This is a genomic window from Pseudomonas sp. ADAK2 TE3594 (genome assembly GCF_053628675.1).
Window position 1 is genome coordinate 6281530 of record NZ_JBRJGV010000001.1, and the last position, 15184, is coordinate 6296713.

Annotated in this window: 13 protein-coding genes; 3 read left to right on the top strand and 10 right to left on the bottom strand. The window is 60.5% G+C overall.

Translation table 11 applies throughout. From position 1 onward, the window contains the following. Window positions 1-32: 32 nt before the first annotated feature. Complete coding sequence (betT, locus tag AB7M22_RS28245; RefSeq protein WP_454188867.1) at window positions 33-1988, top strand: choline transporter BetT; 1956 nt, start codon at window positions 33-35, stop codon at window positions 1986-1988. 17 nt (window positions 1989-2005) lie between these two features. Here betT and AB7M22_RS28250 read toward each other — a convergent pair whose 3' ends face one another. From AB7M22_RS28250 to AB7M22_RS28260, 3 genes are all read right to left on the bottom strand, one after another. Further along, on the bottom strand, window positions 2006-2263 hold the full coding sequence (locus tag AB7M22_RS28250; protein WP_454188461.1) for a hypothetical protein: 258 nt from the start codon (window positions 2261-2263) through the stop codon (window positions 2006-2008). Between the two features lie 143 nt (window positions 2264-2406). After that, entirely contained in the window at window positions 2407-3294 is an 888-nt protein-coding gene (locus tag AB7M22_RS28255) for an SDR family oxidoreductase (RefSeq protein WP_454188462.1), read from the bottom strand. A 40-nt stretch (window positions 3295-3334) separates the two neighbouring features. After that, on the bottom strand, window positions 3335-4075 hold the full coding sequence (locus tag AB7M22_RS28260) for an SDR family oxidoreductase (RefSeq protein ID WP_454188463.1): 741 nt from the start codon (window positions 4073-4075) through the stop codon (window positions 3335-3337). Window positions 4076-4200: 125 nt separating this feature from the next. On the opposite strand from AB7M22_RS28260, the gene AB7M22_RS28265 reads away from it, so the two are divergent. Both AB7M22_RS28265 and mgrA read left to right on the top strand, forming a co-directional pair. Continuing rightward, complete coding sequence (locus AB7M22_RS28265; protein ID WP_454188464.1) at window positions 4201-5091, top strand: LysR family transcriptional regulator; 891 nt, start codon at window positions 4201-4203, stop codon at window positions 5089-5091. A gap of 235 nt (window positions 5092-5326) precedes the next feature. Further along, window positions 5327-6364, top strand: a complete 1038-nt coding sequence (gene mgrA, locus AB7M22_RS28270) for an L-glyceraldehyde 3-phosphate reductase (protein WP_320392578.1) — start codon at window positions 5327-5329, stop codon at window positions 6362-6364. A gap of 163 nt (window positions 6365-6527) precedes the next feature. On the opposite strand, the gene tauD is transcribed toward mgrA, so the two are convergent. From tauD to AB7M22_RS28305, 7 genes are all read right to left on the bottom strand, one after another. After that, window positions 6528-7370: a taurine dioxygenase gene (tauD, locus tag AB7M22_RS28275; RefSeq protein WP_454188465.1), complete on the bottom strand. Its 843-nt coding sequence runs from the start codon at window positions 7368-7370 to the stop codon at window positions 6528-6530. A gap of 145 nt (window positions 7371-7515) precedes the next feature. After that, window positions 7516-8349, bottom strand: a complete 834-nt coding sequence (gene tauC, locus AB7M22_RS28280; protein WP_454188466.1) for a taurine ABC transporter permease TauC — start codon at window positions 8347-8349, stop codon at window positions 7516-7518. Then, window positions 8346-9140: a taurine ABC transporter ATP-binding subunit gene (tauB, locus tag AB7M22_RS28285; RefSeq protein WP_454188467.1), complete on the bottom strand. Its 795-nt coding sequence runs from the start codon at window positions 9138-9140 to the stop codon at window positions 8346-8348. Before tauB ends, tauC begins: the two co-directional genes overlap by 4 nt. 16 nt (window positions 9141-9156) lie before the next feature. Next, window positions 9157-10134, bottom strand: coding sequence for a taurine ABC transporter substrate-binding protein (gene tauA / locus AB7M22_RS28290; protein WP_454188468.1), 978 nt, complete (start codon window positions 10132-10134; stop codon window positions 9157-9159). Between the two features lie 243 nt (window positions 10135-10377). Continuing rightward, on the bottom strand, window positions 10378-11961 hold the full coding sequence (gshA, locus tag AB7M22_RS28295; RefSeq protein ID WP_454188469.1) for a glutamate--cysteine ligase: 1584 nt from the start codon (window positions 11959-11961) through the stop codon (window positions 10378-10380). 272 nt (window positions 11962-12233) lie between these two features. Beyond that, window positions 12234-12617, bottom strand: a complete 384-nt coding sequence (locus tag AB7M22_RS28300; RefSeq protein ID WP_008076564.1) for a PaaI family thioesterase — start codon at window positions 12615-12617, stop codon at window positions 12234-12236. Next, the gene (locus AB7M22_RS28305) at window positions 12617-14941 is read right to left on the bottom strand and encodes a Tex family protein (protein ID WP_454188470.1); all 2325 of its coding nucleotides are present in this window, start codon (window positions 14939-14941) and stop codon (window positions 12617-12619) included. Before AB7M22_RS28305 ends, AB7M22_RS28300 begins: the two co-directional genes overlap by 1 nt. Window positions 14942-15184: the final 243 nt, after the last annotated feature.

A 15184-nucleotide genomic window follows, 5' to 3' on the forward strand; every position in this document is an offset into this window, starting at 1 on the left:
CACCGTCCACCCCCGCAAGCGGCCAGGTCCGCATGAATCCGCCGGTGTTTTATTTCGCGGCGACCTTCATTCTGTTGTTCGCCGTTGTGGTCATGGCGATACCCAAACAGGCCGGTGCCTGGCTTCTGGAAGCGCAAAACTGGGCGGCCAATACGGTCGGCTGGTACTACATGCTCGCGATGACGCTGTATCTGGTCTTCGTGGTGGTCACCGCCTTGTCTGGCTACGGCAAGATCAAGCTCGGTGCCGACCACGACGAGCCCGAATTCAGCTACCTGTCCTGGGCCGGCATGCTGTTCGCCGCCGGGATCAGCATCACGCTGTTTTTCTTTTGCGTGTCCGAACCGCTGACGCACCTGGCACAACCGCCGCAAGGTGAAGCCGGCACGGCGGACGCGGCGCGTCAGGCAATGCAGATTCTGTTTCTGCACTGGGGCCTGCACGGTTGGGGCGTGTTCGCCTTCGTCGGCATGGCGCTGGCCTATTTCGCCTATCGACATAACCTACCGCTGGCCCTGCGTTCGGCGCTGTACCCGTTGATCGGCAAGCGCATCAACGGCCCCATCGGCTACGCGGTGGACGGCTTCGGCATCATCGCCACGGTATTCGGCCTAGGTGCCGACATGGGCTTTGGCGTATTGCACCTCAACTCAGGCCTGGACTACCTGTTCGGCATTGCCCACACCCAGTGGATTCAGGTCGGGCTGATCACGCTGATGATGGGCGCGGCGATCATCGTCGCGGTGTCCGGCGTCGATAAGGGCGTGCGGGTGATGTCCGACATCAACATGCTGTTGGCCTGTGCGCTGCTGCTGTTCGTGTTGTTCGCCGGCCCCACCCAGCACTTGCTCAATACGCTGATCCAGAACCTCGGCGATTATCTCGGCGCCTTGCCGATGAAGAGTTTCGACCTCTACGCCTATGACAAACCGAGCGACTGGCTGGGTGGCTGGACGGTGTTCTACTGGGCCTGGTGGATTGCATGGTCGCCGTTCGTGGGCCTGTTCATCGCACGGATTTCCCGTGGTCGGACCATCCGTGAATTCGTCTTCGGCGTGCTGCTGATCCCGCTCGGTTTCACCCTGGCGTGGATGTCGATCTTCGGCAACAGCGCCATCGACCAGGTCCTCAACCACGGCATGAGCACGCTGGGTATGTCGGCCATCGACAACCCGTCGATGACCCTGTACCTGCTGCTGGAAACCTACCCGTGGAGCAAAACCGTGATTGCGGTCACGGTGTTCATCAGCTTCGTGTTCTTCGTGACATCTGCCGACTCCGGAACCGTGGTGTTGTCGACGTTGTCCGCCAAGGGTGGTAACCCGGATGAAGACGGGCCGAAATGGCTGCGAGTGTTCTGGGGCGCGATGACGGCGCTGGTGACCAGCGCGCTGTTGTTCTCCGGCAGCATCGATGCATTGAAGTCTGCAGTGGTGCTGACCTCGTTGCCGTTCTCGATGATTTTGCTGCTGATGATGTGGGGGCTGCACAAGGCGTTTTATCTGGAATCGCAGAAGCAGATCGCGCAACTGCATTCCCTCGCGCCGGTGTCCGGTTCGCGGCGCGGTGGTTGGCGTCAACGCTTGAGTCAGGCGGTGCATTTCCCGTCGCGGGATGAGGTCTATCGCTTCCTCGATACGACGGTGCGCCCGGCGATTGAAGAAGTGACCTCCGTGTTTGTCGAGAAGGGCTTGCACGTGGTCACTCAGCCCGATCCGGCCAATGACAATGTCAGCCTGGAGATTGGTCACGGCGAACTGCATCCGTTCATCTATCAGGTGCAGATGCGCGGTTACTTCACGCCGTCCTTCGCCCGTGGCGGCATGGGTTCCAAGCAACTCAACAACCGCCGTTACCACCGCGCCGAAGTGCATTTGCGCGAGGGCAGTCAGGATTACGATCTGGTGGGCTACACCAAGGAACAGGTCATCAACGACATCCTCGATCAGTACGAGCGGCACATGCAGTTCCTGCACCTGGTGCGTTGATCGAGCGCCGGTGGCGCTCAGGCGTTGCTCATCGCCATGAACAACACCAGAGCCGCCACCGGCACGCCGAACACCACACTGCCGATCACCAGCTCCGAGGTCACTGACTGGTTGGCGGTGACCACGCCGACGGCACCGTTGATGACGCTCAAGGCCAGCCACAACGCCACGAAACTGTAGGTCAGCGTGTGGCGGCTGAAGCCGAGTTTCTGGCCGATGTACAGCATCAACGCCAGCAGGACCAGGCCGAAGGTGATGATGATCGTGGTGTGCATGATGTGTTCCATCCTTTAGATGTGTGCTGCCCTTGAGGCCGCCTTCGCGGGCAAGCCTTGCTTCCTACACGGGTTCGTGTCGATTACGGGATTGCCGTCCGACACAATCCCTGTAGGAGCGAGGCTTGCCCGCGAAGGCATCCTTACAGATTCACACCAAGCAAATCATCAATCCCAATCCGCTTGGCGAAATCCACCCGAACCCGCTCCGCAACCTCCAGCACTTGTGCCGCGCCATCCCCGACAAAGTCGATCACCGACCGTGCCGGCCGCGAACCCTGCGCCAGGCCGACAATCCGCACGATGTCATCGGCCACCGCTTGTGGGTCGGCATCCTCCGGGGTCAACGCGCTCAAACGTTCGCCCACTTTATCCATCACCCCGTCATATCGAGCATAGGCGTCGCTACGTGCTACGTCGGCCGGTTTGCCCGCACTCGGGAAATGATCGGTACCGCGAGTGAACGCCCCGGGCACCACGATCGAGGTTTCGATGCCGAAGCGCGTCAGCTCGTAGGACATGCTCACTGCCAGGGAATCCATCGCTGCTTTCGCCGCCGCGTATGGCCCCATGAACGGTGGGAAACCGCCCTTGGTCGTGGTGCTGCTGATCCACAACACTAATCCTGAAGCCTGGGCCCGCATCTGTGGCAACACAGCACGACTGACTCGCTGGGCGCCGTAGAAGTTGGTGTCGAAGACTTTCATGATTTCTTCAGCGGTGAAGGCCTCGGTCGGGCCGATCACCAAGTGCCCAGCGTTCTGCATCACTACGTCGAGACGACCTTGTTGCGCGACGATGGTCGCGACCGCGGCGTCTGCCGAATCTTGCGACAACACGTCCAGTTCCAGCGGGTGCAATTCAACATTTTGCTCTACGGCCCAGAGGCGAATGTCCTCGGCCCGTGCAGCGTTGCGACCGTTCACGTCACGCATGCTGGCGTAAACGATGTGCCCGGCCTGGGCGAGGGACTCTGCGGCGAGTTTGCCGATACCGGTACCGGCGCCGGTGATGAGAATGACGTTTTTCATGAGCTTCACCTTGATCTCGGATATTCGGAAAAATTGAGGCTTAAACCAACCCACCGTTGACGCGCAGGATTTGCCCGTTGACCCAGCCCGATTCAGGGCCGACCAGGAAGGACACGACGCGGGAAATGTCTTCTGGCTGAGCCAGGCGTTCCAGCGGCGCCATCTTGGCGAAGGTCTGGATCTGCTCTTCGTTCTTGCCGTGCAGGAACAGGTCGGTAGCCACCGGGCCGGGGGCGACGGCGTTGACGGTGATGTTGCGACCGCGCATTTCCTTGGCGAACACCTGGGTCAGGGATTCCACCGCCGCTTTGCTGGCGATGTACACCGCGTAGCCCGGCAGGTTCATGCCAACGGTGCTGCTGGAGAAGTTGATGATCCGGCCACCGCTGTTCAGGCGGGTTGCCGCTTCACGCAGGGTGTTGAAGGTGCCGCGAGCGTGGATGTTGAAATTCTGGTCGAACAGTTCATCGCTGTGTTGCGCCAGTGGCAGAACCTTGAGGATGCCGGCGTTGTTGACCAGCACGTCGACCTTGCCCAGTTGGGTTTCGGTTTCGTCGAACAGTCGGTGTACATCATCGGCGTTGGCCACATCAGCCTTGATCGCTATGGCGCGGTGGCCGGCCTGACGCAGTTCCACAACCAGTTTCGAGGCTTCAGTGGCGCTGCTGGCGTAGTTGATGGCGACGGCGAAACCTTCGCTGGCCAGTTGCCTGGCGATCACAGCGCCGATGCCGCGGGAGGCGCCGGTCACGATGGCAACTTTCGAAATTTGAGTAGTCATGGTGTTGATTCCTTGGAGTGGCTTGGGTGTGGAGCCAATTTCACATGTTTACTCAGGCCGATAAATGCACGAGAGTTGCCTTGACTATTCAATAATCGCCAACAATCGAGCGTCAGGAGTGACCCGTGGATCAAGTCAAAGCGATGAAGGTGTTCGTGCGGATTTACGAGCGCAGCAGCTTCACATTGGCGGCTGATGACCTGAATTTGCCGCGAGCGACGTTGACCCACACGTTGAATCAGTTCGAAGCCTGGCTCGGCACTCGTTTACTGGAGCGCAGCACGCGCAAGGTCCGTCCTACGCTGGATGGCGAGGCGTATTACTTGCGTTGTGTGCAGTTGCTGGCGGAACTGGAAGAGGCCGAACTGGCATTTCGCGGTGTGGCGCCGAAGGGCCGATTGCGAGTGGATTTGCACGGCACGTTGGCCAAACACTTCGTGATCCCGGCGTTGCCGCAATTCATGGCGCGCTACCCGGATATCGAGTTGTCCATCAGCGAAGCCGACCGCTTCGTCGACCTGATCGCCGAAGGCGTTGATTGCGTGTTGCGCGCCGGCACCTTGGGTGACTCGGCACTGATCGGTAAACGTGTCGCCAACCTGCGACAGATCACCTGTGCCAGCCCCGCCTACCTGCGCAAATATGGCGAACCGAAAAGCCTCGATGACCTGAGCCACCACCGCGCGGTGAATTACGTTTCGCGTACCACCGCCAAGTTGTTTCCGTTTGAATTCGTGGTCGATGGCGAACTCAAGGAAGTGGCCATCGAAGGCGCGCTGTCAGTGTTCGGTGCAGAGATTTACGCGGCCTCGGCGATTGCCGGATTGGGCCTGATCCAGTGCCCGCATTACCGAATGGAAACCCTGATTTCCCAAGGGCTTGTGCAGGAAGTCCTGGTCGACACACCACCGCCGCCGATGCCGGTTTCGGTGCTGTACCCGCACAACCGACACATGTCGCCACGGGTGCGGGTGTTTGTGGATTGGTTGGGGGAAGTGTTTGCGGATGCCGTTTGAAGGCAAGCGAAGATCAAAAGATCGCAGCCTTCGGCAGCTCCTACAGTGATATGCGGTCGAGCGTAGAAGCTGCCGAAGGCTGCGATCTTGGCGATGGGGCTGACCCTGAAGATAAAATCTGTGAAACGTTTCAGCAATTAGTCGAATCCGGGGTTTTCTGGCGTTTGTCTGGGCGTATGCTGGGCAACTTGCAAAGCAGTCGACACCCCATTCAAGACCGACAAGAGAGGACTCGATGACCTACACCGCTGCCGAAAATCGCTACGATTCCATCCCTTACCGCCGCGTGGGTCGCAGCGGGTTGGTGCTGCCGGCGCTGTCCCTGGGCTTGTGGCACAACTTCGGTGACAGCACGCCGATCGACACCCAGCGTTCGTTGCTGCGCACGGCATTCGATCTGGGCATCAACCATTTCGACCTGGCCAACAACTACGGCCCGCCGTATGGCAGCGCTGAGATCAACTTCGGTCGTTTGCTGCGTGAAGACTTCAAGCAGTACCGCGATGAGTTGATCATCTCCAGCAAGGCCGGTTGGGACATGTGGGCCGGCCCCTACGGCCAGGGCGGTGGTTCGCGCAAATACGTGCTGGCCAGCCTCGACCAGAGCCTGCAACGCTTGGGGCTCGACTACGTGGACATCTTCTATTCCCACCGCTTCGACCCGGACACGCCATTGGAAGAAACCGCCAGCGCACTGGCCACCGCCGTGCAGCAGGGCAAGGCGCTGTACATCGGCATCTCGTCCTATTCCGGGGTGAAAACCCGCGAAATCGCCGGGTTGCTGAAGGAGTGGAAAGTACCGTTGCTGATTCACCAACCGGCCTACAACCTGCTCAATCGCTGGGTGGAAAAGGACCTGTTGGACACCACCGATGAACTCGGTACCGGCGTGATCGCCTTCACGCCATTGGCTCAGGGGCTGTTGACCGACAAGTACCTCAATGGCGTGCCAGCGGATGCGCGGGTCAATCGTCCGGGCGGTGGTTCGTTGCAGGCGTCTCACCTGTCCGAAGCCAACATCGCCCATGTGCGGGCGCTCAATGAAATCGCCAAACGCCGTGGTCAGAGCCTGGCGCAGTTGGCGCTGGCCTGGACCCTGCGCGACCCGCGGGTGACCTCGGCGCTGATCGGTGCGAGCCGGCCGGAGCAGATTATCGAGAATGTCGGGGCGTTGAAGAATCTGAGTTTTAGCGTGGAAGAACTGGCGGAGATTGATCGGTTTGCCCAAGAGGGTGGGATCAATTTGTGGGAGAAGCCTTCGACGGCGGAGTAAGTGTTCGGCGCCGTACTCTCTGGTGTTCGTTCTGCCCCCATCGCGGGCAAGCCCGCTCCCACAGGGTTTTCAGTTTGACCAAAGACTTATGGTCAACCAGATCCACTGTGGGAGCGGGCTTGCTCGCGAAGAGGCCCTCAAAGTCGATAAAGAACTCCGTGGTTCACCGGAAGAAAGGCACATCCCCCAACACCGTCGCCCGCTGCATCACTCGCCGTGCCGGGCGGTAATCATCCACCGCGTAATGCTGGGTCACGCGATTGTCCCAGAACGCGATGTCGTCTTTCTGCCAGCGCCAGCGGATGGTGAAATCCGGCCGTGTGGCGTGGGCGAACAAGAATTTCAGAATCACTTCGCTTTCCGTCTCCGACAGCTCATTGATCTTCGACGTGAACCCTTCATTGACGAACAACGAGCGGCGCCCGCTCACCGGGTGCGTGCGAATCACCGGGTGCGATAACGGCGGGTTCTTGCGCCGGGCTTCTTCCCACTGGGCCAGGGCTTGCGGTGTATTGCCATAGCGCTCCAGCGGGAACGAGCGGGTGAAGTCGTGAGTAGCGGTCAGCCCTTCTAGCAAGGTTTTCATCGGCGCGGACAGCGCTTCATACGCCGCAATACCACTGGCCCATAGCGTGTCGCCGCCAAATTCCGGCAGCAGCTTGGCGCTGAGTACCGCGCCCATGGCCGGGGTCGGCAGGAAGGTCACGTCGGTGTGCCAGATTGCGTTGTCTCGCACGTCGGTGACGGCGGTGTCGAGGATCAGCACTTCGGGTTGTTCCGGCACGTTCGGGTAGATCGGGTGGATGTGCAGGTCGCCGAAATAGGCGGCGAATCGCGCTTGTTGTTGCGGCTCGATCGGCTGGTCGCGGAAGAACAGCACTTGATGCTTGAGCAGCGCCTGCTCGATGGCGTCGCGTTGTTCCACGTTCAGCGGCTGGCTGATGTCGATGCCGCTGATTTGCGCGCCGAGTGCTGAGCTTAAAGGGACAATAGTCAGGCTGCTCATGGTATTTCTCTTCGAATTCGGGGTATCGAGCTTTTGTGGGAGCGAGCCTGCTCGCGATGGCGGAGTGTCAGGCGACATGGCTGTGGCTGATACACCGCCATCGCGAGCAGGCTCGCTCCCACAGGGTTTTTCACATGATGATCTTTCAGTGAGCCTGACCGTGCCACGGCACCAGTTTGCGTTGCAGGGCACGCAGGCCCATTTCCATGGCGAAGGCGATCAGCGCGATCACCAGAATCCCCAGCACCACCACATCGGTGACCAGGAATTGCGCGGCCGACTGCACCATGAAGCCTAAACCGCTGGTGGCGGCGATCAACTCGGCGGCCACCAACGTTGACCAACCCACACCCAAACCAATCCGCACGCCGGTCAAAATGTCTGGCAAGGCACTGGGCAGAATCACATGCCGAATCAACTGCGCCCGAGTCGCACCCAATGACTGTGCGGCGCGCAATTTCGCCGGGTCGACGGTGCGCACTCCAGTGGCGGTGGCAATCGCGATCGGGGCGAAGATCGCCAGGTAGATCAACAAGACTTTCGACAACTCACCGATGCCGCACCAGATCACGATCAGTGGCAGATAAGCCAGCGGCGGAATCGGGCGATAGAACTCGATCAGCGGATCAAGAATGCCGCGAGCGATGCGGTTGTGGCCGATGGCGATGCCCACCGGCACGGCGGTCAGCACCGCGAAGCCCAGGCCCAGGCCAATGCGGCCAAGGCTCGCGCCCAAGTGCTGCCACAAGGTTGAATCCATGTAGCCGGTGGTCACCAGCAGCCAGCCTTTTTGCAACACGGCGAAGGGTGGCGGCAGGAACAGCGGTTCGATCAAACCTGTGGCCGTGACGGCCCACCAAATGGCAACGAGAGCGACCAGTGTCAGCATGCTGATCCAGCGCGTGTTCAAACTGCGACGCAGCGGGATTACCGCCGAGCCCGGTTTCACCGTTGTAGCGGGAATTTCATAGGTGCTCATGCGCGCTCCTGCCGCTGGACGGCACTGCGTTGGGAGAACACTTTGGCGAGCACGTGTTCGCGGGTTTCGATAAAGCGCGGGTCGGATTTGATCGCTCGCGCCGATTCGCCGGCGGCGTAACGCTGACCGAAATCCAGGCTCAGACGCTCGACGACTTGCCCGGGGTTGGGCGCCAGCAGAATCAGATCCGTGGCGAGGAACACCGCTTCTTCAATGTCGTGGGTAATCAGGAACACCGGTTTGGCGGTGCGTTGCCAGACTTGCAGCAACAGCTCTTGCATCTGTTCGCGGGTGAAGGCGTCGAGGGCGCCGAAGGGTTCGTCCATCAGCAAAACCCGAGGGTCTGCTGCGAGGGCGCGAGCGAGGCCGACACGTTGTTTCTGCCCGCCCGAGAGCTGCCAGATTCGGCGATTTTCGAAACCGGAGAGGTCCACCAGCGCGAGCATTTCCCGGGCACGGATTTCGCGTTTGTCCCGGGCGACGCCAGCCAGTTCCAGACCGAAGCCGACGTTGGCCAGCACATCCTGCCAAGGCAGCAGGGCGTCGTCCTGGAACACCACGCCGCGCTCGGCGCTCGGGCCTTTGACTGGCACACCGTCAAGGGTGATGCGCCCGGCACTGGGTTCCACGAAACCGGCAATCAGGTTCAACAGCGAGGTCTTGCCACTGCCGGACGGGCCTAGGGCGACGAGCAACTGCCGGGGCCCAAGGCTCAGGGAAATATCCGCCAGCACAGGTTCCGCTGCGCCGGGATACTGTGCGCAGATGCGCTCCAGCTGTAGCAAAGCCATTGCGGTTAACTCCCGATCAATTGGTGATGTATTTGGCGCTGACGTACGGCGCGTAGTCCGGCAGCACGGCCTCGACCTTGCCCTGTTCCTTGAGGAACACGGCGGTGTCGGTGATGGCCTTGGTAGTCGGCGCGCCGAGGGTGAGCACCTGATCAGCCGCGAGTGGGAAGACGTTGCCTTGCAGCAGCAATGGAATGTCGCTGGCCTTGGCACCAGAGAGCTTCACCAGTTTGTCGACATTGCTTTGGTTGGCGAGCCAGGCTTTCGGGTCTTTGCGGTAGTCGGCGTAGGCATCGAGAGTCACTTTGGCGAATGCGGTGACGATTTCCGGGTGCTTCTCGGCGAAATCCTTACGCACGATCCAGGCATCGAAAGTCGGCGCGCCGAACTTGGCCAGTTCGCCCGAGGTGATCAGCACTTTGCCGTTTTCCTTGGCCACACCGAGGGCCGGGTCCCACACGTAGGTGGCGTCGATATCACCGCGTTTCCACGCAGCAATGATCGCCGGCGGCGCGAGGTTGAGCACGGTGACTTTCGATGGGTCGATGTTCCAGTGTTTCAGCGCGGCCAGCAGGCTGTAGTGGCCGGTGGAAACGAACGGTACGGCGATTTTCTTGCCGATCAGGTCTTGCGGAGTCTTGATCCCGGAACCGTCGCGCGCAACCAGCGCTTCGGCGGCGCCGATCTGGGTGGCGATGAGGAAAGTTTCCACCGGGACTTTGCGGGTGATTGCCGCCGTCAGGGGGCTGGAGCCGAGGTAGCCGATTTGCACATCGCCGGAAGCGATGGCGGCAATGATGTCGGCGCCGTTGTCGAATTTGCGCCAGTCGATCTTGGCGTTGGTGGCTTTTTCGTAGGTGCCGTCGGCTTGGGCGACTTTGGCCGGGTCAACGGTGGTCTGGTAGGCGACGGTCACATCTGCCGCCTGAGCCAGGAAACTCGCCGACGCCAGGAACGCGGCGGCCAGGAGGCGAAGAGGGGAAGTCAGTTTCATCGGGAAGCTCCTTGTCAGGCGACCGAGAGTCGGCGTGGAAAGGAGACTAAATGATATAAGAATCCGAAAATAAATAACTTTTTCGAATTACCTTATGAGCGGAAAATTCTAAGGGAGACCGTGGTGTGGCCTTCGCGGGCAAGCCTCGCTCCTACAGGTTTTATATGTGCCGCATGATTTGGCACGACACATATTTGTAGGAGCGAGGCTTGCCCGCGAAAAGGTCCGAAGGACCTTCAGAGATTAGTTGCTGATTGCCAGAATACTCGCCTGATACGACCCGACAAACACATCGAAATCGCCGACTTCGTTCTGTTCCAGCTCAATCTGCTCGGCCAGCGACGAACGTGCCCGGTCTTCAAATTTCGCCTGATCTTCGCTTGAAAGCGGCTCGCTACGGAAAAACTCTGCGTGCACCTGACTCTGACGCAAGGAGAACTGAGCAAAGCTTTCCTTGTGCTCGGCCATCGCCGCCAACACCTGGGCCGATGGCGTCAGGGATGAGTCCTTGACCTTGGCCAGTTGTGCGTCCAGTGCCTTGCTGTGGGCATCGCCGCCGTGGCTTTGATCCAGCAATGCCGCCAGTGGCGCAATCTTTTCCAGCAATTCGCCGGCCCATTCCTTCAGGTCTACCGGGTGCCCGTCGCGTTGCAGTTGCAGGCCCGGACGACGACCTTCCTTGACCACGCTGAGGAAGTTCGAGGTTGCGTTGCCGCAGCTGGTACTGGTCAACAGCGGGCTGTCGTTCAGCGCGCAATACAGCAGGAACGCATCGAGGAAGCGCGACTCGGTGAGGTCGATGCCCATCGGCAGGAACGGGTTGATGTCCAGGCAACGCACTTCGACGTACTGAATGCCGCGGGCCACCAGCGCCTGGATCGGCCGTTCGCCGGTGTAGGTCACGCGTTTCGGACGGATGTTGGAGTAGTACTCGTTTTCGATCTGCAGGATGTTGGTGTTGAGCTGAACCCACTCACCGTCCTGGTGCGTACCGATCTCGACGTACGAGGGGTAAGGCGTGGCCACCGCTTTGCGCAGGCTGTCGGTGTAGCTGGTCAGATCGTTGTAGCACGGCGTCAGACCGGCCTGGGCGTTACTCTGGTAACCCAGGTCACTCATGCGCAGGCTGGTGGCGTACGGCAGGTACAACGTGTCTGGATCCAGCTGTTCCAACTGATGCGAGCGACCGCGCAGGAAACCGGCGTCCAGCGCAGGCGAGGCGCCGAACAGGTACATCAGCAGCCAGCTGTAGCGACGGAAGTTGCGGATCAGCGCGATGTAGGCCGACGACTGATAGTCGCGATCGGTGCCGACAAAGCCTTCGGCTTCTTTAAGCAGCGGCCAGAGCTTTTCCGGCAGGGAAAAGTTGTAGTGGATCCCGGCGATGCACTGCATGGTCTTGCCGTAACGCAGGGCCAGGCCCTTGCGATAGACGTACTTGAGCTGACCGATGTTGGAGGTGCCGTAATAAGCGATCGGGATGTCTTCCTCGGCCGGCAACGGGCACGGCATCGAAGGGCTCCACAGGTACTCGTTGCCGAGCTTGCTGTAGGCAAACCGGTGAATCTTGTCCAGGCTCGCCAGGGTATCCGCCGGGTCTGGCAGGGCCGGCGTGATGAACTCCAGCAGCGACTCGGAATAGTCGGTGGTGATTTGTTCGTTGGTCAGCGCGGAACCCAATTCTTCCGGGTGCGGCGTTTGCGCCAGGCGCCCTTCGCCCGTCACGCGCAGGCATTCACGTTCGATGCCGTGAAGGCACTGTTCGAGCAGAGAGAGGTTAGCGCGCTCGCCGAGCAGAGCCAGGCGGCGGTTGAGAAGTTCGCTCAAGTTGGATTCCTTCACGCGTCAGTCGCCCCAATATGGGGGTGGGCAAGACGGTCTACAAGGGTGAAGTTAAAACTGGCGTTTTCGCCTGGTTTTTGGGCCGCACTGGCCATATGCCGATTATTCAAGAACTGCACGATCCCTGTGGGAGCGGGCTTGCCCGCGATGAGGGAGTGTCAGTCACCATTTATGTCGTCTGACACACCGCCATCGCGGGCAAGCCCGCTCCCACAGGTTGCTATGCGCAGAAATTAACTCAAATCGAGGTTAGGTAGCTACAGGACAGCGAACGTGCCTTGTGCTTTTGCGACGAGTTTGTCGCCTTGCATCACGTCGGCTTCGACCACCAGCGTGCGACGGCCCGGGTGGATCACCCGTGCCGTGCACATCACCTCACCGTCGGCGACGGCGCGGATGTAGTTGATCTTGCACTCGATGGTCGCGCTCTGCTGGTCAAAGCCGTGGGTGCTGGAACAGGCCAGCCCCATGGCAATGTCGACCAGACTGAACAAGGCGCCGCCGTGCAGTTTGCCGCCGCGATTGCGCAGTTCTGGCTCAAGCGCCAGGGCGACTTGCGCCACCCCGGTTTCCAGACTGTGCAAGCGACACCCCAGCAGCTTGAAAAACGCGCTTTCGGTCAAGCCGGCCGGGATTTCCATCAGCGTTTTTTCAACTGTTTGGCGTTGGCGAACAGCGAGGCCATGGCGTTGTTGGCCGGGGCTGCCGCCGTGGTTTCCTTGCGCGGTGCGGTGTTCTGGGATTGGCGTGGTGCCGAACCCGGACGCGCGCCACGGGCACCGTCGATCTTCTCGCCCGGGGTATCGCTCATGCGCATCGACAGGCCAACGCGTTTGCGCGGGATGTCGACTTCCATGACCTTCACCTTGACCACATCACCGGCCTTCACCGCTTCGCGCGGATCCTTGATGAACTTCTCCGACAGCGCGGAGATGTGTACCAAACCGTCCTGATGCACGCCGATGTCGACGAAGGCGCCGAAATTAGTCACGTTGGTGACCACGCCTTCGAGGATCATCCCCAGTTGCAAGTCCTTGAGGTCTTCGACGCCTTCCTGGAACTCGGCGGTCTTGAACTCGGGGCGCGGGTCGCGACCGGGTTTTTCCAGCTCTTGCAGGATGTCGGTGACCGTCGGCAGACCGAAGGTTTCGTCGGTGTACTTCTTCGGATCGAGACGCTTGAGGAAACTCGCGTCGCCGATCAGCGAGCGAATGTCGCGATCGGTTTCAGCGGCAATGCGCTGCACTAGCGGATAGGCTTCCGGGTGAACCGCGGACGAATCCAGCGGGTTGTCGCCGTTCATTACACGCAGGAAGCCTGCGGCCTGTTCAAAGGTTTTTTCACCCAGGCGTGCGACTTTCTTCAATGCCGCACGGGTTTTGAAGGCGCCGTGCTCGTCGCGGTGGCTGACGATGTTCTGCGCCAGGGTCGCGTTGAGGCCGGAGATACGGGCCAGCAGTGCCACGGAAGCGGTGTTGACGTCGACGCCCACGGCGTTTACGCAGTCCTCGACCACCGCGTCCAGGCCGCGTGCCAGTTTCAGCTGCGACACGTCGTGCTGGTACTGGCCGACGCCGATGGATTTCGGATCGATCTTCACCAGCTCAGCCAACGGATCCTGCAAGCGACGGGCAATCGACACTGCGCCACGGATCGATACGTCGAGGTCCGGGAATTCCTTGGAGGCCAGTTCCGACGCCGAATACACCGATGCACCGGCCTCGGAGACCATGACTTTGGTCATCTTCATGGCTGGGTATTTTTTGATCAGCTCAGCGGCGAGCTTGTCGGTTTCACGGCTGGCGGTGCCGTTGCCGATGGCGATCAGGTCCACCGAATGCTTGGCGCACAGGGCGGCGAGCACGGCGAGGGTCTGGTCCCACTTGTTATGCGGCACGTGCGGGTAAACCGTGGCGTGGTCCAGCAGCTTGCCGGTCGCATCGACCACGGCGACCTTGCAGCCGGTGCGCAGGCCCGGGTCGAGGCCCAAGGTGGCGCGCGGGCCGGCTGGGGCCGACAGCAGCAAGTCATGCAGGTTGTGCGCGAACACGTTGATCGCTTCGGTTTCCGCGCCGTCGCGCAACTCGCCCAGCAGGTCGGTTTCCAGATGGGTGTAGAGCTTGACCTTCCAGGTCCAGCGCACCACTTCGCCCAGCCATTTGTCGGCGGCACGGTTCTGGTTCTGGATGCCGAATTGCTGGCCAATCATGCCTTCGCACGGGTGCATGGTGCCGGGCAGTTCATCGCCGACTTTCAGCGCGGAACTCAGAATGCCTTCGTTGCGGCCACGGAAAATCGCCAACGCACGGTGCGACGGCATGCTTTTCAGTGGTTCGTCATGTTCGAAGTAGTCGCGGAACTTGGCGCCTTCCTCTTCCTTGCCGGCGATCACGCGGGCACTGAGGGTGGCTTCCTGCTTGAGGTAGTTGCGCAACTTGTCCAGCAGGCCTGCGTCTTCGGCGAAGCGCTCCATGAGGATGTACTTGGCGCCTTCAAGGGCGGCTTTCACATCGGCCACGCCTTTTTCGGCGTCGATGAAGCGCGCGGCTTCGGTGTCCGGCGTCAGGGTCGGGTCGTTGAACAGGCCGTCGGCAAGCGTACCGAGGCCGGCTTCCAGGGCGATCTGGCCCTTGGTGCGGCGCTTCTGCTTGTACGGCAGGTACAAGTCTTCGAGACGGGTCTTGGTGTCGGCGAGTTTGATGTCGCGTTCGAGTTGCGGGGTCAGTTTGCCCTGCTCTTGAATGCTGGCGAGGATGCTGATCCGCCGTTCGTCGAGTTCTCGCAGGTAGCGCAGACGCTCTTCCAGATGACGCAACTGGATGTCATCGAGGCTGCCGGTCACTTCTTTCCGGTAGCGGGCGATGAAGGGAACGGTAGACCCTTCATCGAGTAGCGCGACGGCCGCTTCGACCTGTTGTGGGCGTACACCGAGTTCCTCGGCGATGCGGCTGTTGATGCTGTCCATAAAACCACCTGACAAATTGTGAAAGCAGGCTCGCAGGCGCAGAGATAAGGCCTCGGCGAGTCTGGTTGAGCGGCCTGGCGTGCGCCGCTACCTGAGCCAACAGGCTTCCCGTTGACCCGTGAAATCGAACAATTACTGCCAGCGCCATGAAAAAAAAGCGGCTGCCTACAGTAACGATCAGACGTTGCCTGACACAAAAGGCCGCGCATTATAACCAGCGTTCTGTCCATTCGGGGGCATCGC